Origin of the sequence: Micromonospora sp. LOL_014, from assembly GCF_048060245.1 — a bacterium.
Lineage (GTDB): Bacteria > Actinomycetota > Actinomycetes > Mycobacteriales > Micromonosporaceae > Micromonospora_E.
This window is the reverse complement of sequence record NZ_JBHMIP010000026.1, coordinates 64,116-85,410: the sequence shown is the minus strand read 5'-3', so window position 1 is coordinate 85,410 and position 21,295 is coordinate 64,116. Positions and strand designations below refer to the sequence as shown.

The window sequence follows — 21,295 nt, the reverse complement described above, 5'->3', positions numbered from 1 at the left end:
CGGTCACGGGACCACCGTCAGGCCCAACTCGCGCTCGACCAGGTCGGCGAGCGTGGCGTCGTCGACGGTGCCCTCGTAGGTCCGCCGGATCTCTCCGTCTGCGTCGACGAACAGGGTCAGCGGCAGGCCGACCCGCTCGACCGCCAGCAGCAGCTTCCGGTCCCGGTCGACCAGGCTCGGGAACCGCAGCCCCAGATCCTCCGCGACGGCGACGGCGGGGTCCCGGTCGTCGTAGGTGTTGACGCCGATCAGGTGCAGCTGCCCGGCGGTACGGTCGGCGAGGCGTTGCAGCGCCGGCAGCTCCTCCCGGCAGGGCTGGCACCAGGAGCCCCAGAAGTTGATCACGGCGGGTCCGCGTACCGCCGCGACGTCTATGACCGTCCCGTCGGCGAAGCAGGCCAGGCTGACATCGGGCAGCGGGGTGCCGCCGCCCGGCGTACCGACGTCGGTCGACGGTTGCGGCGCGGCGACGGCCGCCGCAGCGGGCGGCGCGGTCAGGCCGGCGCAGTCGGCGAACGGGACCGGACCGGACGCTTTGGCAGCGTCGCCCGCCGCGGCACCCGGGTCGGTGGTGCAACCGGACGCCACCAGCAGCAACGGCACCAGGGCGGCGGCGAACCAGGACCCCGGCCCGAGCCAGCGGCCAAGCCCCAGCCGACGGCCAAGCCCCAGCCGACGGCGAGGTCCGGGTTGACGGCCGGGCCCCGACGGACGGCCGGCGCTCATGGCACCTCTGCTGTGACGGTCGCCTCCGGCACCAGGTCGGCGGGGATTCCGGCCTGCTCGGCCAGCTCCTTCGCGCGGGGGCCCTTGAGCAGCTTCACCGCCTCGGCGGGAGCGGTCGGACCGGTGCCGTACGCCGGGCAGAGCGGGGCGAGCGTACACGCGCCGCAGGCCGGTCTACGGGCGTGGCAGACCCGTCGGCCGTGGAAGATCACCCGGTGGGACAGCATCGTCCAGTACCGGCGCTCGATCAACGCGCCGACCGCGTGTTCGATCTTCACCGGATCGGACTCATCGGTCCACGCCCAGCGGCGGACCAGCCGTTGAAAGTGCGTGTCGACGGTGATGCCAGGGACCTCGAACGCGTTACCGAGGATGACGTTCGCGGTCTTGCGGCCGATCCCGGGCAGCTCGACCAGCTGCGGCAGACGGCGCGGTACCGCGCCCGCGTACCGCTCGGTCAAGGCCTGACCGAGCCGGATCAGCGAGCCGGCCTTGTTGCGGAAGAAGCCGGTCGGCCGGATCAGCTCCTCCAGCTCGGCTCGGTCGGCGGCGGCGTAGTCGGCGGCCGTCGGGTAGCGGGCGAACAGCTTCGGGGTGACCTCGTTGACCCGCTTGTCGGTGCACTGCGCGGACAGAATGGTGGCGACCGCCAACTGCAGCGGACCGTCGTGGTCGAGCTCGCAGTGCGCGTCCGGATGGATCTGCGCCAGCAGTCGCGCCATCCGCCGGGCACGACGTTTGCGCCCCAGGTCGGTCTCGGTGCGCACGGCCCGGGCCGCCACGGGCACGGTGGCTGCGGTTCCGGTGCCCGCGGCCGGGGCGGTCGCGGCACGGGGGGCTGGCGGTGTCACACCGGCCAGCCTACGTCGGCGGGTCAGTCAGACGGTGGTGAGATGGTGCCGTCGTCGTCGAACTGGGCGCCGGTCTGCGCAAAATCCGATCCGCTCAGCTCCCGGACCAGGTCGAGCCCGCGGCGTTGCTCGTCGACGACGGGCAGCCCGTCGCCGTTCATGTAGGTGGCGACGAACTCACCGTCGACCCAGTCGCCGTCCGGGTCGAGGGTCACCTTCAGCACCCCGCCCCAACCCAGCCGGCCGTTGTTGTTCAACGTGCCGCCGCCACCGGCGAAGTTGCCGAGGCTGTACGCGATCAGCCGGCCCTGGTAGAACTCCATGCCGCGCAGCACGTGCGGGCCGTGGCCGACGATCAGGTCAGCCCCGGCGTCGATCATCGCCCGCCCGAAGGCCATCGGATCGCCGCGGTTCTCTCCGGCGAACAGCTCGGTGCCCGGGGTGACCCGAGTCATCTCCGCTCCCTCGGCACCCATGTGGACCTGCACGACGACCAGGTCAGCCTGCTCGTCGGCGCGCCGGACCACCTCCGCCGCAGCGTCCAGGTTGATCAGACTGTTGTTCGGCGGGGAGTACGAGGAAAAGCCGGCCACCGCGACGCTGATCCCCTCGACGTCCAGCACGGTGATCTGGTCGAGCGCGCCGGTGTGCCGCATACCGTGCTCCTCCAGCGTCTGCTGGGTGTTGCGGTATCCGGCCTCGCCGTAGTCGTACCCGTGGTTGTTGGCCTGGTTGAGCAGCATGAACCCGGCGTCACGCAGGTGGGCCGCGTACTCGGGTGGGGCCCGGAACTGGTGGCACTGGGCGGCGCCCGGGGCGCACTTGCCGGTGCCGGTGTCGACCGTCAACGGCTCCTCCAGGTTACCCATCACCAGGTCGGCGGCGAGGGCCTCGGTCACCGAGTCGAAAAAGCCGGCACCGTCGTCGGGCGGCAGCCGGTTGGGCGCGTTGCCGAGCACGATGTCGCCGGTAGCCGACATCGAGACCTCCTGCGGCTCCGGCGACGTAGCGGCGGTCGGCGACGCGGCCGACTGCCACTGTGGTTCGGATCCGGACCGGTTGATCCCGCCGAGCGCTACGACTCCGACCAGCACGGCACCGAGCAGAACGGCGGTCAGCACGACGATCGACAGGACGGGTCGGCCTGCGGCGGGCTCCTGCCGCCGGCGCCCCCGGGCGGCACGCTGGGCGTCACTCACTGGCGTGAGCCTACCGGCCGGGGGTCCCCGGCGACGACAACCGTCCGGCCGGTTCGTCGCTGTGTCCGATCTGCCGTCTTTGCGAATCCGCCACGCCACCATGCCGGGAAGTGCCGCCGCGTACCGCCGCGTGCGCCACCCGGGCGAGCCGCGCGCCCCACGTCGACCGGGGACCGCCGTACCGCTGCTCCGGCCCGTCGGGCGGGCAGAGCACCACCACCGCGTCGGTCGCCGTGCCGGTGGCCCGCAATCCGAGCTCGACCAGCGCCTGGGTCTTCGCCTCGGTGATGGTGGCGACCGCGTTCACCAGGGCGGCCTCACCGAGCCGTACCGGAAGCGCCGCCACGATGTTGATCGTCCCGGCCAGCGGCGGTGCGGGGCCGGCGGCGCTCGGTGCGGCGGCCAGCACCGGGGTGCCGAGCCCGACGGTCGCCCACACCTGCACGCCGGCCTCGTCGCGGGTCACCATCCGACGCACGTCCACCCCGGTGAGCAGGCCGACACCGGGTCCGCGCAGGTCCGCCTGCTCGGCCAGATCGACGAGATGGGTGTCGGGGTCGTCACGGTGGTACGACATCGGCACGGTCGCGTTGATCACCCACCAGCGCAGCCCGATCCCGCCGCCGAGCGGGGCGGAACTGATGGCCAGTAGCGGCTCGGTGAGCGCCCAGCAGGCGTACGGCAGGGTCCGACCGTCCTCGGTCCGGGTGGTGAACCATGGTCGGGCGACGTCGGGAGACACCGGTCGACGATACGGCGTCCGCCGGCCGCACGGCGGTGACCGGTCGGCGCGCTTGGTGTCGCATATTAACGACGGATCCACCCTGTTGGGTTACGCTCCTGGATCAAGATTCGGAGGGTGCGCATCCGGCCAGGGGCGGAGTGCACCTAGACTGACTGCGCGCGGCTGGTCACGGCTGGGGTGCCGGGGAACGGACGCCGCGCAGGCGGAGGTGCGCGATGGACGAGGTGCTGGCTCGTAGCGGGATCTTCCAGGGCGTGGACCCGGAGGCCGCCGAGGCACTCGCCAAGGAGATGGAGACGATCGAGGCCCGCAAGGGCGAGGTCGTCTTCAACGAGGGTGAGCCGGGTGACAGCCTGTACATCGTGCTCACCGGCAAGATCAAGGTCGGCCGACGGGCGGCCGACGGGCGGCAGAACCTGATCGCCGTGATGGGCCCGTCGGACATGGTCGGCGAGCTGTCACTGTTCGACCCCGGGCCGCGTACCGCCACCGCGACCGCCGTCACCGACACCCGCCTCGCCCGGCTGCGCAAGCAGGCGCTGCGGCCCTGGCTGAACAATCGGCCGGAGATCGCCGAGCAGCTGCTGCGGGTGCTTGCCCGACGGCTGCGCCGGACCAACGACGCCCTCGCCGACCTCATCTTCACCGACGTACCGGGACGGGTCGCCAAGAACCTGCTGCAGATGGCCGGCCGGTTCGGCACCCGCGACGGTGGGGTGCTGCGGGTGACCCACGATCTCACCCAGGAGGAGATCGCCCAGCTGGTCGGGGCGTCCCGGGAAACGGTCAACAAGGCGCTGGCCGACTTCGCCTCCCGGGGTTGGCTGCGGCTCGACGGCAAGAGCATCATCATCCTCGACCCCGAGCGGCTCGCCCGGCGCGCCCGGGTGTGACCCGGCGGCGGATCTGCCCGGAGACCGGCGGCAGATCCGACCCTGATCGGGCAACGGCTGGCTCACCGCACCGAGGCGGTCGCCCGGCAGACCGCATCCACCGGGGTGACCGGTCGGACCTCCCGTCCCAACGCCTGAAGCAGCGAGTCCTCAATGTGGAACCCGTGCACCCAGAGGCGGTAGCGCGCTAGATCCGCCTCGCTCGGGCAGAGCACCTGCGCCTCCACGTCGTCGGTCGGCACGTACCGGACACCGCCCTGTTCCTGCAGAATGGCCACGCTCGCGTCGTCGACCGCGATCACGCTGCCCCGGATGTGCTCGGTCTCCCCGCCTGGCACCTCGATGGTGGTCACTGTGCTGGGCAGCACCGGCGCGGTGGCCACCGAGTACGACGTCCAGGCCAGCGCGATCATGACGGTGAGTTGACCGGACGCGACCAGCAGGTGCACCGTGCCGGGCAACACCGGGCCGGTCACCACGAGGGCCAGCAGCGGCGGCACGGCCAGGATCAGCACCACGAACCACTCCCCGGTGGTCGCGGCCTCGACCAGGGTCGGCGCGAGCAGACCGTAGTAGCCGAGTAGCAGCAGGGCGAACAGGGTCAGTCGGGTCGTCCGGCGGTCGTCCGGCGGGTCCTCGGCCGTGCGGCGCTCGTCCACCGTACGGGTCAGCAGTTGGGCGGTGGCCGCGATCGCCGGCAGCAGCAGCGGCAGATAGAGGATTTTCCAGGTCACCACCGCGACCAGCAGGGTAACGATCAGGAACCAGACGGGCACCACTCGCATCCAGCGGACCAGCAACGGCGGTTTCGGGCGGGCCCACCGCCGCTGGTCGTTGTCGACGCTGACGGTCAGCACCGCGCTGATCGCGAAGAGGGCCACCATCGCACCCGAAACCACCCGGCTCGCGGTGCTGACAAAGGCGGCGACCAGGTTCACCGGGTTGACGTTGGCGGCCAGCAGCAGGGTGGTCTGCAGCTCGCCGCCGGCCTCCACGACCAGCCGGAGCACCGAGATGATCGCCGGGGCGCCGACCACCACGCTCCAGAACTGCTGCGCCGCCCGGTTCCGCCGATCCGCCTCGTCGACCGGGCGTTCCGCGGCGGTCACCGCCGGTTCTTGTCGTCGTGGTCCACCAGATCGGGTGCGCCGTCCGGCCGGGGCTGACTGGCCTCGCCGAGCCACTGGCCCAAGTGGTTGTTGTACGCCGTCTCCCAGGCGTTCGCCTCGTCCCGCTGGTCCCGCTGGTAGCTCTTGTCCAGAAAGTAGCTGACCAGGTCACGAAGGTTCTCGTCCTCGACCGGCACCCCGATGCCCAGTTCTTCCTCGACGCCGAACGGCATGTCGACGATGGTGAGTTCGTCGGGGTTCTCCGAACGGAGTCCGGCGAGGATGGTCTCATCGGAGACCATCGCCTGGAAATCGCCGGCCAGGATGCCGTCCCGGCAGGCGGCCGGGTTGTCGGCCTGCTGGTGCGGGATCCCGCGTTCCCTGAGCATCGCCTCGGTGGTGGAGCCGCCAGCGACGCAGACGGTGTACTCCGCACTGTTCAGATCGGTGATCGTGGTGATCTCGTTGATGTACTCGGTGGCGACGAGCACCTCAGGTGTGGTGATCAGGTACGGGCCGGCGAACCCGACCCGCTTCTCACGTTCCTCGGTGATGGAGAAGCTGGCCACCACGATGTCGACCTCGCCGCTGCGCAACTTTTCGATTCGGTCCTCGGTGTCCAGTGGCACCCACCTGATGCTCTGGTCGCCGAAGCCGAGGGAGTCGGCGATGTAGCGGGCAATCTCGATGTCGAAGCCGTGGTACGCGTTGTTTCGCCGGTAGGACATAAGCGGGATGTCGACATTGACGCCGATATGCAACTCGGTCCGCTCGCTGATGGTCGAGGCCTCCCGGAGATCCCGCACAGTTGGCCGGTCCGGCGGCTGGTTGTCCTCGCACGCGACGAGAGCGACCAGGACCAGGGTCGAAGCAACGGCTATTGTGGTCATCATCTGCCGGGTGCGGTGGTTGATGTATGTGCGGAACCTGGTGGATTTGTCAGCCATGGCAACCTCGCGACTGCGACAGTCAGGATCGGTTACGTCTCGGACAGCCGTCCACATTGCCGGCTCTGTTTTAGAGTAGTGGCTGCCGGCTAGATCTGACCCCGTCGAGTTGCGCCACGCGAGATCAGGCGATCTTCATGCCGGTCGGTTCAGGCGATCTTCGTGCTCGGCGGGGTGGTCGACCGGGTCCGGGCCGACGGCCGGTTGCGGGTCAGCAGCGCGAGCAGGCAGCCGACCAACGTCCAGCCGCAGAGCACGAACCACTGCGGCAGGGTCGGCGCTTCCGGGAAGTACGAGATGCAGCGGATCAACGAGACGGACGCCCCGGGCGGAAAGAACTGGCCGATGGCGCCCCACGGCCGGGGCAGGAATTCGACCGGCAGCGTGGCGGCGGAGATCGGACTGCCGACCAGCATGATCAACACGGTGCCGACGCCGACGCCGTGCAGCCCGAACAGGTTGCGCAGGCCGATCACCGTTGCCGCGATGGCTGCCACGGTCAACCCGCTCGCGGCCGCGTTGAGCGGAAAGGATCCGGAACGCGTACTGGCCGACCACCGCGACCGCCGTACCGGCGATCATGGCGAAGACCGCCAGGGTGAGCAGCCGGCGGGCGGTGCCCTGGATGCCGATCGCGATGAAGATGCCACCTTTGAGACCGCCGAGCAGCAGCGGAAAGAAGAACGCGCTGAGCCCGGCACCCCGTTCGTCGTGCGGGGAGAGCGGTACGACGTCGGTGACCGGTAGCCGGGCGGCCGTGGTCTGCCCGGCCGGGTTCAGCACTACGGCGCCGTACACCTCGCGGTGTCGGATGGCCTGCACCGCCGCGTCGCGGTCGGCGTACCGACGGACGGTGAACTCGTGCGGCCGAACCTGCTCCAGCGCCGCGACGATCGTCGTCGACTCCGGCTGAGCCGGGACGGCCGCCCCGTTTCCGGCTGCTCCATCGGTCACCTCGGCCGCTCGGCGGTTGCGCAACTGCCAGGTCAGGCTAACCACCCGGGTAGTCGGACAGCCGAGACTTGCGCCAAATGCCAGTTACCGGGCGGCCAGGGTCGGACCGAACAGTTGACCGGGCCCCTTGCCCGCCAGGCACCGGTACTGGTGGTCACCGGCGGCGAGGTCCGCCGGTTCCGGCAGCAGCACCGTGTACTGCCAGTCGTTGGCGTCCATCCGCAGGGTGAACAGCCGGAAGCTCTCCGCCCCGCAGGCCTCGACGACGGCCGGGTCGGACCGGATCGCGGCATGGTCGGCAGCCCGCAACCGGGTCGGCAGCTCACCGACCGCGAACGTCTCCCAGGTGTGCCGGCCGGTGCAGGCGGTCGCGGTCAGGGTACGCGGAGAGTTCGACACCCGGCCGTTGAAGCATTCGAGATCGTCCGGACAGCGCAGCTCCGGTCGCAGCGTCAGGTGGCAGTTCGGCAGCGCCGCGCCCGCCGGACCGCCGCCGGTGGGGTCGCTGGCAGGGCTCTCACTGGCCACCGCACCGGTCGTCCGCTGGTCGGCTCCGGTGATCGGGGGAAACGTGCTGGGACCGGAGCCCTTGGCCACGATCCAGGTACCCAGGCTGGTCATCGCGAGCAGTACCAGCAGGCCGAGCCCGCCGGCAAGGGTCCGCAGCCAGGAACGGACGGCGTTGTCGGGCGAGGTACCCGGTCGGCCGACCGGCGGGTCGGGCGGATCGGCAGCCGACGGCGGCGGGCCGGGGCGTTGCCCGGGCACCTGACCCGGCTCCGGCGGGGGCGGCACCGGGACGCTCCAGGACGCGTTGCGCTCCGGCCGGGACGGCACCGGGGTCGTCGGGTCGGCCCAGCTACTCGACCCGGTCGGTGGCCCGCCGGAGACCGGGGCGATCGAGAACGGCGGCCGGTGCGGGGCGGCCGGGCTCCAGTGCTGACCGAGCGGCACCGCCGCCAGCATGTCCCGCAGCACGACCGCCGGAGGTCGGGCGGCGGGATCGTTCGCCATTCCCTGGCGCAGTACGTCGGTGAGCGCCGGGTTGACCCCGGGCAGGTCCGGCAGCGGCCGGTCGAACATCTCCAGGAGAGCCACCAGGCTCGGGTTGCGCTCGTCGTCCCAGCGGGGCGGCTTGCCGCGCATGATGGCGTACAGGGTGGCGCAGAGCGCGTAGACGTCGGCGGCGGCCGACGGCGGACGGTGCTGGAACGACTCGGGTGGCGCGTACGCCGGGGTCAGCACCTCCAGGGTGACCGAGGCATCGCGGTGCTCGACCAGCACGGCCAGGCCGAAGTCGGCCAGGGCCGGCTCATTGAACCGGGAGTAGAGGATGTTGGCCGGTTTGACGTCGCGGTGCAGGACGCCGAGATGGTGGGCGTCGGCGAGCGCGTCAGCGATCTTGACCCCGACGTCACGGGCCTCGAAGGCGTCCAGCGGGGAGGTGCGCATCCGGTCGGCGTACGAGCCGTCGCACATCTCCATGATCAGGTACGGATGGAGATCCCCGGTGACGCCGACGTCGAAGAGGTCCACCACGTGCGGATGCGACGACATCCGCCCGGCGGCACGCGCCTCCCGCATGAACCGGCGCTGGTCCCGCTCGTTGTCCAGAGCCCGGTTCTCCACCTTGACGGCGACCTCCCGGCCGACCGACTCCTGGACCGCACGGTAGACGGTAGCGTAGCCGCCTCTGGCAAAGACCGACAAATCTGACAGTCCAGGCACTGTGGGGAACGGCAGCGCGCTCGGCAGTCTGTCGTTCACACGGTAAACGGTACCCAAGACTCCGGACAGCCGGGGCGACCCCGGGCCCGGGTCAGCCGTCGCCAGCCGACCGGCCGGTGCCGGGCGACAGTACGCCCACCCGGCGGCGACGTTCGGTCAGCAACGCCACTCCGGTCACCACCGCGCCCAGCCCTTCCCAGGCCGCCACCCCGACGAACCGCACCGGAGCCACCTCGGCTACCACGACCACGGTGAACACCACCGTGGTGACCAGCCGAAAGATCACCGAGAACAGAAAGAACGGCCGCCAGTCGGTGACCGCCGCCAGCAGGTAGTAGACGCCCATGTTGAACGAGGCCATCGACGACGCTGCCATGAACGTACGGGTGTAGTCGCCGGCCGCCCGCTCCCCGGTGGGCAGTGTGTCGAAGCCGAGCAGTACGAACAGGACATCGGGCTGAGCCAGGCCGACCGCGCCCAGCAGCAGGGCCATCGCCCCGAACACGGCGACGGTCCACCCGGATACCGAACGGGGCAGCTTCATCGGGTTTCCTCCGGCCACAGTACGCCCACGGTGGAGCACAGTGGGGTCAGGCTAGCGAGCGCGCCGCCCGGCCGGCATCCCCGGGTCCGCCATGATCCACCCCGCCGACCAGGCCACTGTCATCCACAGTAGACCTTATCGCGTCGGCTGCGGCCCGTTCGCCGACCTGCTCGGTGCCGTACGCGAGACTGACCGCCCGGTCAGCTGCCTGCCGTGCCGCGACCTGCTCGCCGTTGGCGGCGAGCGCGGAGGCCAGCACACCGAACCCGACGACCTGGCTGCGGACGTCCTCCGCTGGCGAGTCCAACGCCCGCCGGGCCCAGTGCAGCGCCGGCTCCGGCTGCCCGTCGGCGAGCAGCGCCGCCGCGTACCGGGCCAACGTCTGACGCCGGGAGAACAACACCGCCGGGCTGTCCATCGCGGTCGCGACCGGTGCCAGCAGCCCGACCGCGGTCGGTGGGTCACCCGCCGCCAGCCGCGCCGAGGCGAGCAGCACCCGTGGCGCCACCTGGACGGCGGCCAACGGGTCATGCGGCTCGACCGACGTCAGCACCGACTGCGCCAACCGCTCGGCACCGGCCACGTCACCGCACTCCAGGGCGACGAAGCCGCGCAGCGTTCCGGCCATCCCGATCAGCAACGGGTGATCTATCCGCTCGCCCTGGGCCAGCGCGTCGGAGAGCAGATCGGCGGCGTGTTCCCACTGGCCGAGCCCGCGCGCGACCACCCCCCGCGCCAGCAACGCGAAGCCCCGACCCCAGTCGTCGGCCGCGCTGTCGAAATCCCGGTACGCGCGCCGCGCCGACTGGTCCGCCTCGGCCAACTCACCCAACTCGGCCGCGGCGAACGCCTCGACCGCCCGCAGCGTGCCGACCGCCCACGCCTCCCCCACCCGCTCGCCGAACGGCAGGAAAACCCGGGCCAACCGGCGGGCGTCGGCCAACCGGCCGGAGAGCAGCCGGGCGAACGCGGTGGTGCCCCGCAGCCAGGCCCGCCCCACCGGGTCGTCCAGCTCGACGAACAGCCGCGCCGCCCGGTTCAGCACCGCGTCGGCGCCGGCGAAGTCGCCGCGCATCGTGGTCACCCACGCCAGGCTCTGCAACGACCAGGCCTGCCCACGCCGGTCGCCAGCTGCCAGGTTCACCTGGTACGCCGCAGCGAACCGGCTGCTCGCCCGGCTGAGCCGGCCGGCCAGGAAGTCGGCCATCCCGAGTCGGCGCATCGCCTCCGCCCGCTCGGCGGGCAGCCCTACGTCGGTGGCCACCCGCAACGCCTCACGCCACACCGCCACCGCACGGGCGGCGTCGCCCACCGCCCGGTGGGCCCGACCGGACACCAGCAGGGCACCGGCCCGGGCTGCGGCATCCTCACCGGCGTTGGCGAGCACCTTCTCGGCGGCGGCCAACGCCTCGGCCGGCCGCCCGGTCTGCAGCAGCGCGCGGGCGTAGACCAGCCGGTCGGCCTTCGGCACCATGTCCCCGCCGAGCGCGGACGCCCGCTCGGCGTACTCCACGGCCAACTCCGGTTCACCGACCGCGATCGCCCGGCGGGCCGCCCGGCCCAGCGCCGCGACTCCCAGCGGCCCGACGGCGCGGGCCGCCGAGTCCGGGCGCAGCCCGACCGCCTCGGCCAGGCCGACGGCCCGTTCGACGTGATCGGCGACGAACACGTCCCGCAGCGCCGGACTCATCCCGCCCGGCCCACCGCTCGCCGGGCCGGTGCCGACCGCCGCTGGCGCGTCGGCCCCGGCCGCCCACCGGGCCAGACACGCGTGCCGTTCCGCCAGGTCGGCCTTGCCGATCCCGGCATAGGCGGCCTCCCGCATCAGCGGGGTCGGGAAGGCGAAACCGACCCGGGTGCGGTGCAGCATGCGTCGCTGCAGCAACTCCTCGACTGCCCGGTCGAGCTCGACCGCCACCACCGCCGCCGGCCGGCCGTCCCGCCGGTCCCGCAACGACTCCAAGGTGCCGTCCGGCACCACGTCGCCGACCACCGCAGCGTCACGCAGCACCGACCGGGCGTCGGCCGGCAACGCGTCGATCCGGGCGGCCAGCACTGCGGCCAGGTCCCGGGAGAGCAGCCGGCTGCTCAGCGACCCGGGTGCCAGCCGCCAGTCCGCGCTGTCGCCGCCAGCGGCGTCGGCGTCGGCCGACGGACCGGTCCGGGTCAGCGCGCCCCGCTCGATCAGCAGGGTGACCAGCTCGGCCAGGTAGAACGGGTTGCCCTGGGCGGTGGCCAGCAGCCGGTCCACGTCGGGTTGCGGCAGCCGCCCACCGCCCAGGTACGAGGTGAGTAGCCGGGCCGCGTCGGACCCGCGCAGCGGCGGCAATGGGTGCACCTCGGCGTCGGCCACCCCGGTCAGCACCCCGGCGGTACGCACCAGCTCGGGTCGGCCTAGCAGCAGCACCAGTACCGGACCGGTGAGCCGGGACAACGTCTCGCCGAGCACCTCGACGGTGTCCGGCAGAGCGTCGTGCAGGTCGTCGACCACGATCAGCAGCGGCGCCTCCCGGGCCAGGGCGCTGAGCAGGTCGGCCACCGCGCTCGGGATCGCCTCGGCGTCGAGCACCGGAGCGTCCGTGGTCAGGTCGGCCGGGCCCGACGACGGGTGCGCGGCGGCCGGTGGATCCGCGTACCCGAGCAGAGTCAGCAGCAGGTCGACGGAGAGCGGCGGCGGCTCCGGACGGACCCGGGCCAATCGTTGCCCGAGACGGCGCAGCCGCTCCTCGACCACCGGGCGGGTGACCGCGGTGGAGCTGTCCCGGGGCAGGCCGGCCGCGATCCGCACCAGGTCGGCCAGTGGGGCCAGCCGACGCCGCTCACCGAAGGCGGCGCAGCGGACCGAGAGCGCCCGCGCGCCGGTGGGTGCCGCGTACCGTCCGGTGCCGACGTCGTAACCGGCGGCGTACCGCTCGACCTCGACGGCGAACCGGGACTTGCCGATGCCGGCCTCCGCGGTGAGCACCAGCACCCGAGGGTCGCCGTGGTCGATCACCTCGGTGAGCCGGCCGGCCAGCCGGCCGATCTCGGCCTCCCGCCCGACGAACGGGGCCTGGTCGCCGATGCCCGACCGGGTGCCCGGTGCGTCGTGCAGACCGAGCAGCTCGTACGCCTCGACCGGGGCGCGTTTGCCCTTCAGCCGCAGCGGGCGCAGCTCCCGCCAGGCGGCGACGTGCCGGGTGCCGGTCACGGTGCCGGCGCCGGCGTACACCGCGCCGACCGCCGCCGCGTCGGCGAGCCGCGCGGCGGTGTTGACCGTGTCGCCGATCACCGTGTACTCGATGGCCGCCTGAATGCCGGCGACCACGTCACCGGTGTTCAGGCCGACCCGCAGGCCGAGCGGGGCGCCGCCGCCCCGCTCGTCGTCGAGCACCCGCCGCACCGCCCGCTGCATGCTGAGCGCGGCCCGTACCGCACGCTCGGCGTCGTCCTCGTGGGCGACCGGGGCGCCGAAGACCGCCATGATCCCGTCACCGGTCAGCTTGTCGACGTGCCCGCCGAACGTCTTGACCGCCCCGGCCAGGGCGGCGAGCACCCGGTCGGTGACGGCACCGACCCGTTCCGGGTCGAGATCCTCCGACCAGGAGGTAAAGTCGGATAAATCGCCGAAGAGCACGGTGACCACCCGGCGTTCGGCAGCCGGTAGGAAGGCAGCGGCCGGCAGCGCACCGCCACAGTTGTGGCAGAACCGCGCGCCGGGTACCGCGACGGTTCCGCACACCGGGCAGGTCACTGGCGGTCCAACCCGGTCCACCCCGGTGTCGATTCCCGGTCACCGGCCACGCTGTAGGTCAAGGCGTCCAGGTAGGCGAGCTGTGCCCGGACCGACCACTCGGCGGCCGGCCACAGTGCCCGGTCGACGGTGGCGTACACCTCGGCGACAACGGCCGCCGGTTCGGTCACGCCCCGGGCCACCACCTGGCGGACCTGGTCCAGCCGGGCCTGCCGGTGGGCCAGGTAGAACCGGGCGGCGGCGGCGCAGTCGGTCAGCGCCGGGCCGTGCCCCGGCAGCGCCGTGACCTGGTCGTACGCCGCGAGTCGCCGCAGGCTGGCCAGGTAGTCGCCGAGGTCGCCGTCGGGCCAGGCGACCACGGTGGTGCCCCGGCCGAGGATGGTGTCACCGGTCAGCACGGCCTCCCGCCCGTCCGGCCCGGCGACCAGGAAGCAGGCCGAGTCGGCGGTGTGGCCGGGGGTGGCCAGCACGGTGACGGTCAGCCCGGCGACGTCCAGCACGGTCCCGTCGCCGAGCCGGGTCGCCTCCGCCGCCCGCCGGTCGAGGGCTTCCCCGTCGCGGTCGGCGGCTTCGCCCCGTTCGTCGGCCGCCGGACCGCGTACCGGGGCCCGGAACCGCTCGGCGGCCGCCGGCACCGCCTCGACGTGGTCCGGGTGCCCGTGAGTCACCAGGATCATCGAGTACGGGCCGTGCGCCGCCAGCCGGTCGAGGTGGCCGGCGTCGGCCGGACCCGGGTCGACGAGAACGCCGTACCGCTCACCCGGCCGACGCAGCACCCAGGTGTTGGTGCCGTCCAGCGTCATCGGCCCGGGGTTGGGTGCCCGCACCAGGGTCGCCCAGCCCGGCAGATCACTGGCCAGGGCCGCGGCAGGGGTGGTGACGTGCGCGGTCATGGCTGCGATGGTACGGCCGCGCGGTGACTTCGCCGAGACTTCTTCAACCCGCTCGGGTGCCGGCCGGCGCTCGGCCGGCGCGGACCGGGTCAGGAGACCTCGACGACGACCTCCACCTCGACCGGCGCGCCGAGCGGAAGCTCGGCCACCCCGACGGCGCTGCGGGCGTGCCGGCCGGCATCGCCGAAGACCTCGCCGAACAGCTCGGATGCACCGTTGATCACGGCGGGCTGGCCGGTGAACCCGGCGGCCGAGGCGACGAACCCGGTGACCTTGACGATCCGGGTCACGGCGTCGAGACCGACCAGGGCGTCGATCGCGGCGAGCGCGTTCAGCGCACACCGAGCGGCAAGTTCCCTGCCCTGTTCGGGGGTGACCTCGGCGCCGACCTTGCCGACGGCGAGCAGCGCTCCGTCGGCCATCGGCAGCTGGCCGGAGACGTAGACCTGCTGACCGGAGCGGACCGCCGGAACGTAGGCGGCCACCGGCGGAACCACGGTCGGCAGGCTCAGCCCCAGTTCGGTGAGGCGGGCGTGCGGGCCGCCGGTCACGACTTCGGCCGCTTCAGGTACGCCACCAGCTGGTCCGGGTTGGGGCCGGGAATCACGGTGACCAGTTCCCAGCCGTCCTCGCCCCAGTTGTCGAGGATCTGCTTGGTGGCATGCACCAGCAGCGGCACGGTTACGTACTCCCACTTCTGCATCGCGTTACGGCTCCTAGCTCTGATTCGGCAACCGCCACAGCCTACGGCCAACGGCCGGGACGGTGATCCGGGTGCATCGGCCAGATACCCTGATCGTCTGGTGGCGGCTACGGTCCGCCCACGACGAGACCTGAACCTGGGGATGAGGATGACGCAACCGCCCAGTGGCGAGGCACAGCCACCGGACGCACAGCCACCAGCGCCGGACGCACAGCCACCGGCGCCGGACGCACAGCCGACCGAGGCGCAGCCGACAGTGCCGGGGCAGTCGATCCCGCCGCCGCCCTGGCAGCGTCCCACCGCTGCGCCGTTCGCGGCGGCACCGGGTGGCCCGCCGAGTCCGCCGCCGCCGGGTCAGACCGCCGCGGCCGCCGCCGGCCGCCGACGCGGCCTGCTGATCACCTCGGTGGTGCTCGGTGTCGTACTGCTGCTCTGCGGTGGTGGCGGCATCGCGGCATTCCTGGTGATCAACAACTTGGAGACGGGTAGCGGCGCGGCCGAACCGGTCGCCGCCGTGGACGATTTCCTCCACGCCGTGTACACCGACCGGGACGTCACGGCCGCAGCCGACCTGGTCTGCCGGGAGGCCCGGGACGAGTCCGCGCTGATTGAGAAGGTGGAGGAGATCGAGGGCTACTCGTCGACGTACCGCAACCCGCAGTTCGAGTGGAACGTGCCGACCGTCGATGAGCAGGACGAAGATCGGGCAGTCGTCTCGGTCACCGTGCGCATGGTCACCGAGGACGAGCGCAGCGCGGAGCAGGATCTCAGCTTCGTGGTGGTGCAGAAGTCCGGCTGGTTCGTCTGCGACGTCAACTGAGCCGCGCCGCGCACTAGTCTGGTTGGACGTGGGGGTCACCGAGCAGTCACCTGTCGCCGCCGTACCCGGCTGGCCGTCCCGGTTGCATGTGGTGACCGGCAAGGGCGGGACCGGCAAGACCAGTGTCGCCGCCGCGTTGGCGCTCGCCCTGGCCGGCTCGGGCAAGCGCACCCTGCTCGCCGAGGTGGAGGGCCGCCAGGGCATCGCACAGCTGTTCGACATCGGGCCGCTGCCGTACCAGGAGCGCCGGATCACCGCCTCGGCCGCCGGAGGCGAGGTCCGCGCCCTGGCGGTGGACCCGGAGGAGGCGCTGCTGGAGTACCTCGACATGTTCTACAAGCTGGGCGCGGCCGGGCGGGCGCTGCGGCGCCTGGGCGCCATCGACTTCGCCACCACCATCGCTCCCGGGCTACGCGACGTCCTGCTCACCGGCAAGGTGAAGGAGGCCACCACCAGGATGGTGGACCGGCGGCGGGTCTACGACGCGGTGGTGCTCGACGCACCGCCCACCGGGCGAATCGGCCGGTTCCTGAACGTGACCGCCGAGGCTGCCCGGCTGGCAAAGGTCGGCCCGATCAAGACCCAGAGCGAGGGCGTCGCGGTACTGCTGCGCTCACCGATCACCGCGGTGCACGTGGTGACCCTGCTGGAGGAGATGCCGGTGCAGGAGACCCTCGACGCGGTCGCCGACCTGACCGCGCTGGGCATCCCGGTGGGCAACGTGATCGTCAACTCGGCCCGGCCGCCGTTGCTCGCCGACGGGCCGGTCGGCCAGACGCAGCTTCGGCGCGGGCTGGCCGCAGCCGGGCTGCCGACCGACCGGGAGACGGTGACCGGCCTGCGGGCCGAGGCACAGGAGCACCTCACCCGCCGCACGCTGGAGGACTCGCTGCTGACCGACCTGGTCGAGTTGGGCCGGCCGATCGTCCGGCTGCCGCTGCTGCCGGACGGGGTCACCCGCGAGGGCCTGGACACGCTGGCCGCAGCGTTGCTGACCGGCACCGGGTCAGCTGCTGGAAGCGACCTCACAGCGACTTGATCGGCGAATCCTGGGCCGACCCCGATACGCTCGACAGGTGCCTCCTGATCACGCAGCGCCACCGCTGGACGTCGACCGGATCCTGGCGGATCCGGGCGTACGGATCGTGGTCTGCTGCGGTGCCGGCGGGGTGGGCAAGACGACGACCGCGGCGGCGCTGGCGCTGCGCGCCGCCGAGCGACACGGCCGGCGCACCGTGGTGCTCACCATCGACCCGGCCCGCCGGCTGGCGCAGTCGCTGGGCCTGACCGAGCTGGACAACACCCCCCGGCAGGTCAAGGGCATCGAGGTGGAGGCGAGCGGCGGCGAGTTGCACGCCATGATGCTGGACATGAAGCGCACCTTCGACGAGGTGGTGCTCGCGCACACCGACGCGGAGAAGGCCGCCGAGATCTTCGCGAACCCGTTCTATCAGGCCATGAGCTCGACCTTCGCCGGCACGCAGGAGTACATGGCGATGGAGAAGCTGGGCCAGCTGCACGCCGGCGGCGAGTGGGATCTGATCGTGGTCGACACGCCGCCGTCGCGGTCCGCGCTGGATTTCCTGGACGCGCCGGCCCGGTTGGCCCGCTTCCTGGACGGCCGGATGCTCCGGCTGCTGCTGGCGCCGGCCCGGGCCGGCGGTCGGAGCATGTTCAGCCTGGTGACCGCGTCGTTCGGGGTGTTCTCCCGGGCGGTGCAGAAGATCCTCGGTGCCCAGCTGCTCAGTGACCTGTCCGGTTTCGTGGCGGCGCTGGACTCGATGTTCGGTGGATTCCGGCAGCGGGCCGAGCAGACGTACCGGGTCCTGCAGGCCGACGAGACGGCGTTCCTGCTGGTCGCGGCGCCGGAGCCGGACGCGGTACGGGAGGCGGCGTACTTCGCCGGTCGGCTCGGGGCGGAGCGGATGCCACTGGCCGGGCTGGTACTCAACCGGGTGCACGAGCCGGCTGTGCCCGGGTTGTCCGCCGAGCGGAGCCTGACGGCCGCGCGGGAGCTGGACCGCGACGGCGGGCATCCGGCGACGGCGGAGGTGCTGCGGGTGCACGCCGCAGTGGCACAGCAGTCGGCGCGGGAGCGCCGGGTGGCGGCGCGGTTCACCGACGCGTTCCCGCAGGTGCCGGTAGCGACCGTCCGCGCTCAGCCCGCCGACGTGCACGACGTCGACGGGCTACGGACGATCGGCCACGCGGTCGCCGGCTGATCCTGGTCCCACGCAGCTCCCCCTGGTCCCGCGCATCCCCCTGGTCCCCGCGCAGTTGCCGGTTCAACGGGTCACTTGGTGGCGACGAGCACCTTCTCGCGGTCCCGCATGGCCGCTTCGAACATCTTGCGCCAGCTCGCCACCTGCGGGTGCCGGCGCAGCAGGGCCCGCCGTTCCCGTTCGGTCATGCCGCCCCAGACCCCGAATTCGATCCGGTTGTCGAGTGCGTCGGCCAGGCACTCGTACCGGACCGGGCAGCCCCGGCAGATGCGCTTGGCCACGTTCTGCTCAGCGCCCTGCACGAACAACGCGTCCGGGTCTCCGCTCTGGCACGCCGCCAGGCTGGGCCAATCAGCGATCATGCCCATCGTTCCACGTCCCCCCTAGCAATTTCCGCTTGCAACCGGTGGAGTCAGTCGGCAAGCCGGGCGGCCGACGCTGCTTTCCCCCGCAGCACGCCGCCGTGCGATCCTCGCCGGACCATCATGATCTGTAGTCGGATGATTGCGCAACGTTATCGACGAAATCCACCTATCCGGACACAACGCACTTGTCGGGCGCTCTGCCGGGCAGAGATACCCGAGGCGGAAACGGGGAAACCCCGCCACCCACACCTCCCGGGGGAGAAGTAGGCGACGGAGACCACAACCGGCGGACGGGTCTCTGCGTTTAGCACAACGAGGCCGGAGCCGGCAGGAAATGCACAGGTGCGCCACACGGCGACCTCTTAAGTCCCTCACGTACCCTGACTGGGTGACCTTGATGCGGAAGCGAGACCACAACCCACTGACCAACGCCGCATCGCTGCTGATCTGCGGGCTGCTGGCCGGCGTGGTGGTCGCCGCTGCCGCGTTCCCCGCGGTGGCGATGTCGGGCCTGGCAGCCAAGGCAGGCGCGGAGACCTTCGACAAGCTGCCCAGCGAGCTGACCGTCAAGCGGGCGCCGCAGATCAGCTACCTGTACGCCGCCGACGGCAAGACCACGCTCGCCGCGATGTACGACGAGAACCGCCGCGACGTCCCGCTCAAGGACGTCGCGCCGATCATGCGGGCGGCGATCATCGCGGCCGAGGACCACAACTTCTACGAGCACAACGGGGTCGACGTCAAGGGCGTCGCGCGGGCCTTCGTCGCCAACCAGGGTGCCGGCGAGACCACTCAGGGCGCCTCGACGCTGACCATGCAGTACGTCCGGCTGGCCATCGCCTACTCGGCGACCCACCCTGAGGACGTGATCGCCGCCACCGAGGACACCAACGCCCGGAAGCTGCGCGAGATGAAGTACGCGATGCAGCTCACCAAGGAGATGACCAAGGACGAGGTGCTGGAGCGCTACCTCAACATCGCCCCGTTCGGCAACGGCGCGTACGGCGTCTTCGCGGCCAGCCAGGTCTACTTCAGCAAGCAGCCGGCGGACCTCACCATCGACGAGGCCGCCATGCTCGCCGGCCTGGTGAAGGCCCCGACGGCGTTCGACCCGACCACGCCGGGTGGCTACCCACAGGCCGTCGACCGACGCAACTACGTCATCGACAACATGGTGAAGACCGGGGCGATCACCCAGGAGGAAGCCGACGAGGCCAAGGCCGTCGAGCTGGTCGTCAACGGCAAGCGCGCGCCGAACGGCTGCGTCGCCGCCAACAAGAACCACTGGGGCTTCTTCTGCGACTTCTTCTACCGCTGGTGGATGGAGCAGGAGACGTTCGGCGCCACCAGCTACGACCGGGAACGGCGGCTCAAGAGCGGTGGCTACCACATCGTCACCAGCCTCGACCTGCAGACGCAGGACGCGGCGAAGAACGCCGTCGAGGACGCGCTGAAGACCGGCAGCAAGCACGCGCTGATGGTGGCGGCGGTCGAGCCGGGCACCGGGTACGTCCGCGGCATGGCGGTCAACCGCAACTACAAGCTCGACGACCCGGACAACCCGAAGAACAAGCTCTCCAGTGACCCGAAGAAGGCCGACAAGGGCATCCGGGGCACCTACCCCAACACCACGAACCCGCTGCTCACCGGCGGCGGTGACATCACCGGCTACCAGTTCGGCTCGACGTTCAAGATCTTCCCGCTGGTCGCGGCCCTGGAGAAGGGCTACCCGCTGGAGTACACGATCAACGCGAAGAGCCCGTACGAGTCGAAGTACATCGTCGAACAGGGCAGCCCGGCCGCCTGCCCGGGCACCAACAAGTACTGCCCGCGCAACGCCAACTCCAGCATGAACGGCGTACACAACATGTGGAGCGCCTTCGGCGCCTCAGTCAACACGTACTTCGTGCCGCTGCAGGAGCGGGTCGGCGCGGCCTCCGCCGTCGATGTGGCGCAGCGTCTCGGCATCACCTTCCGGGCTGCCAACGACGCCCGGTTCGCCGCCGACCCGGAGGGCGCCAACCAGTGGGGCGCCTTCACCCTCGGCGTGTCCAGCACCACGCCGCTGGAGATGGCGAACGCCTACGCCACGCTCGCCGCCGACGGCAAGTACTGCAAGCCGATCCCGGTCAAGGAGATCCGCGACCAGGACGGCAACAGCCTGGACATCGCCCAGCCGCAGTGCAAGCAGGTGGTCTCCACCGAGGTGGCCCGGGCCGCGATCGACGCGGCGCGCTGCCCGGTCGGCGACAACTCGTCGACGTCGCAGTGCCGGGGCCGCACCGCCAACGGCGTGCGCAGCATCGTCGGGCACCCGGTCGCCGGCAAGACCGGCACCACCGACGCGGAGAAGACCGCCACCATGGTGGTGACCACCAAACAGCTCGCCGTCGCCGGGGTGCTGGCCGACCCGGACTGGGCCGACACCAACGCCACCATGTCGCACAACATCGTCAACCCGGCGGTCTACGAGACGCTGCGGGACGCGATGAAGGGCAAGGAGAAGCAGCAGTTCAAGGCACCGAGCGGCAAACTGGTCCGCGGCGAGCAGCGCTCCATCCCGGGCGTGCAGTGCCAGTCGATCGACAACGCCCGGTCCCGGCTGGCCGGCGCCGGATTCGAGGTCGAGGTGGACCGATCCGGTGCGGTCGACTCCACCTGCCCGGCCGGCACCGCCGCCGGCACCAGCCCCAGCGGCCGCACCATCAAGGGCGGCGTGGTGATCATCCGGGTCAGCAACGGCCAGGGGGCCCAGCCGAGCCCGGGCGACGGTGACGGTGACGGTGGTCCGGGCAACGGTCCCGGCAACGGGCCGGGCCGTCCCGGCAACCCGGACGACTGACCGACGGTAACGAACGGCGGG

19 protein-coding genes and 1 pseudogene are annotated in these 21,295 nt (G+C 71.8%); 6 read left to right on the top strand and 14 right to left on the bottom strand.

Going from position 1 to position 21,295, the window contains the following annotated elements; all coding sequences use genetic code 11:
- Window positions 1-3: 3 nt before the first annotated feature.
- The 4 genes from ACFHW1_RS22030 to ACFHW1_RS22015 form a co-directional block, all read right to left on the bottom strand.
- Window positions 4-726 carry a TlpA family protein disulfide reductase gene (locus ACFHW1_RS22030; RefSeq protein ID WP_416552061.1) on the bottom strand — a complete coding sequence of 241 codons (723 nt, stop codon included), beginning with the start codon at window positions 724-726 and terminating at the stop codon, window positions 4-6.
- Window positions 723-1,514: an endonuclease III gene (nth, locus tag ACFHW1_RS22025; protein WP_416552102.1), complete on the bottom strand. Its 792-nt coding sequence runs from the start codon at window positions 1,512-1,514 to the stop codon at window positions 723-725. The genes ACFHW1_RS22030 and nth overlap by 4 nt, the downstream gene beginning before the upstream one ends.
- 86 nt (window positions 1,515-1,600) lie before the next feature.
- Window positions 1,601-2,710 (bottom strand): CapA family protein, encoded by a 1,110-nt coding sequence (locus ACFHW1_RS22020; RefSeq protein ID WP_416552103.1) that lies wholly within the window; start codon window positions 2,708-2,710, stop codon window positions 1,601-1,603.
- A 76-nt stretch (window positions 2,711-2,786) separates the two neighbouring features.
- Window positions 2,787-3,518 (bottom strand): adenosylcobinamide amidohydrolase, encoded by a 732-nt coding sequence (locus tag ACFHW1_RS22015; protein ID WP_416552062.1) that lies wholly within the window; start codon window positions 3,516-3,518, stop codon window positions 2,787-2,789.
- 218 nt (window positions 3,519-3,736) lie between these two features.
- Between ACFHW1_RS22015 and ACFHW1_RS22010 the strand changes: the two genes are divergently transcribed.
- Window positions 3,737-4,414, top strand: coding sequence for a Crp/Fnr family transcriptional regulator (locus ACFHW1_RS22010; RefSeq protein ID WP_123603854.1), 678 nt, complete (start codon window positions 3,737-3,739; stop codon window positions 4,412-4,414).
- Between the two features lie 62 nt (window positions 4,415-4,476).
- Here the strand turns inward: ACFHW1_RS22010 and ACFHW1_RS22005 are convergent, their stop codons facing one another.
- The 3 genes from ACFHW1_RS22005 to ACFHW1_RS21995 form a co-directional block, all read right to left on the bottom strand.
- A complete protein-coding gene (locus ACFHW1_RS22005) occupies window positions 4,477-5,523 on the bottom strand; it encodes a hypothetical protein (protein WP_416552063.1) in 1,047 nt (348 codons plus the stop codon).
- Window positions 5,520-6,470: a transporter substrate-binding domain-containing protein gene (locus ACFHW1_RS22000; protein ID WP_416616020.1), complete on the bottom strand. Its 951-nt coding sequence runs from the start codon at window positions 6,468-6,470 to the stop codon at window positions 5,520-5,522. The genes ACFHW1_RS22005 and ACFHW1_RS22000 overlap by 4 nt, the downstream gene beginning before the upstream one ends.
- Before the next feature lie 149 nt (window positions 6,471-6,619).
- Entirely contained in the window at window positions 6,620-6,967 is a 348-nt protein-coding gene (locus tag ACFHW1_RS21995; protein WP_416552065.1) for a hypothetical protein, read from the bottom strand.
- Between ACFHW1_RS21995 and ACFHW1_RS21990 the strand changes: the two genes are divergently transcribed.
- Window positions 6,957-7,217 carry a hypothetical protein gene (locus ACFHW1_RS21990; RefSeq protein ID WP_416552066.1) on the top strand — a complete coding sequence of 87 codons (261 nt, stop codon included), beginning with the start codon at window positions 6,957-6,959 and terminating at the stop codon, window positions 7,215-7,217. The genes ACFHW1_RS21995 and ACFHW1_RS21990 overlap by 11 nt on opposite strands.
- A gap of 291 nt (window positions 7,218-7,508) precedes the next feature.
- Here the strand turns inward: ACFHW1_RS21990 and ACFHW1_RS21985 are convergent, their stop codons facing one another.
- From ACFHW1_RS21985 to ACFHW1_RS21960, 6 genes and pseudogenes are all read right to left on the bottom strand, one after another.
- Window positions 7,509-9,191, bottom strand: coding sequence for a serine/threonine-protein kinase (locus ACFHW1_RS21985; protein WP_416552067.1), 1,683 nt, complete (start codon window positions 9,189-9,191; stop codon window positions 7,509-7,511).
- A 52-nt stretch (window positions 9,192-9,243) separates the two neighbouring features.
- Complete coding sequence (locus ACFHW1_RS21980) at window positions 9,244-9,696, bottom strand: hypothetical protein (RefSeq protein WP_416552068.1); 453 nt, start codon at window positions 9,694-9,696, stop codon at window positions 9,244-9,246.
- Between the two features lie 136 nt (window positions 9,697-9,832).
- Window positions 9,833-13,429, bottom strand: a pseudogene (locus tag ACFHW1_RS21975) (adenylate/guanylate cyclase domain-containing protein); the annotation flags it as partial.
- Window positions 13,426-14,322 carry an MBL fold metallo-hydrolase gene (locus tag ACFHW1_RS21970; RefSeq protein ID WP_416552069.1) on the bottom strand — a complete coding sequence of 299 codons (897 nt, stop codon included), beginning with the start codon at window positions 14,320-14,322 and terminating at the stop codon, window positions 13,426-13,428. The gene ACFHW1_RS21970 and the pseudogene ACFHW1_RS21975, both read right to left, overlap by 4 nt.
- 89 nt (window positions 14,323-14,411) lie before the next feature.
- On the bottom strand, window positions 14,412-14,873 hold the full coding sequence (locus tag ACFHW1_RS21965) for a RidA family protein (protein ID WP_416552070.1): 462 nt from the start codon (window positions 14,871-14,873) through the stop codon (window positions 14,412-14,414).
- Window positions 14,870-15,025: a DUF4177 domain-containing protein gene (locus ACFHW1_RS21960; RefSeq protein ID WP_123603862.1), complete on the bottom strand. Its 156-nt coding sequence runs from the start codon at window positions 15,023-15,025 to the stop codon at window positions 14,870-14,872. Before ACFHW1_RS21960 ends, ACFHW1_RS21965 begins: the two co-directional genes overlap by 4 nt.
- Before the next feature lie 148 nt (window positions 15,026-15,173).
- On the opposite strand from ACFHW1_RS21960, the gene ACFHW1_RS21955 reads away from it, so the two are divergent.
- The 3 genes from ACFHW1_RS21955 to ACFHW1_RS21945 are packed head-to-tail and all read left to right on the top strand — an operon-like array spanning window position 15,174 to window position 18,067.
- Entirely contained in the window at window positions 15,174-15,845 is a 672-nt protein-coding gene (locus tag ACFHW1_RS21955) for a hypothetical protein (protein ID WP_416552071.1), read from the top strand.
- Between the two features lie 28 nt (window positions 15,846-15,873).
- Window positions 15,874-16,884 carry an ArsA family ATPase gene (locus ACFHW1_RS21950; protein ID WP_416616019.1) on the top strand — a complete coding sequence of 337 codons (1,011 nt, stop codon included), beginning with the start codon at window positions 15,874-15,876 and terminating at the stop codon, window positions 16,882-16,884.
- Between the two features lie 37 nt (window positions 16,885-16,921).
- Entirely contained in the window at window positions 16,922-18,067 is a 1,146-nt protein-coding gene (locus tag ACFHW1_RS21945; RefSeq protein WP_416616018.1) for an ArsA family ATPase, read from the top strand.
- Between the two features lie 71 nt (window positions 18,068-18,138).
- Here ACFHW1_RS21945 and ACFHW1_RS21940 read toward each other — a convergent pair whose 3' ends face one another.
- Window positions 18,139-18,435 (bottom strand): WhiB family transcriptional regulator, encoded by a 297-nt coding sequence (locus ACFHW1_RS21940; RefSeq protein WP_123603865.1) that lies wholly within the window; start codon window positions 18,433-18,435, stop codon window positions 18,139-18,141.
- A gap of 394 nt (window positions 18,436-18,829) precedes the next feature.
- On the opposite strand from ACFHW1_RS21940, the gene ACFHW1_RS21935 reads away from it, so the two are divergent.
- Window positions 18,830-21,274, top strand: a complete 2,445-nt coding sequence (locus ACFHW1_RS21935; RefSeq protein ID WP_416552104.1) for a penicillin-binding protein — start codon at window positions 18,830-18,832, stop codon at window positions 21,272-21,274.
- Window positions 21,275-21,295: the final 21 nt, after the last annotated feature.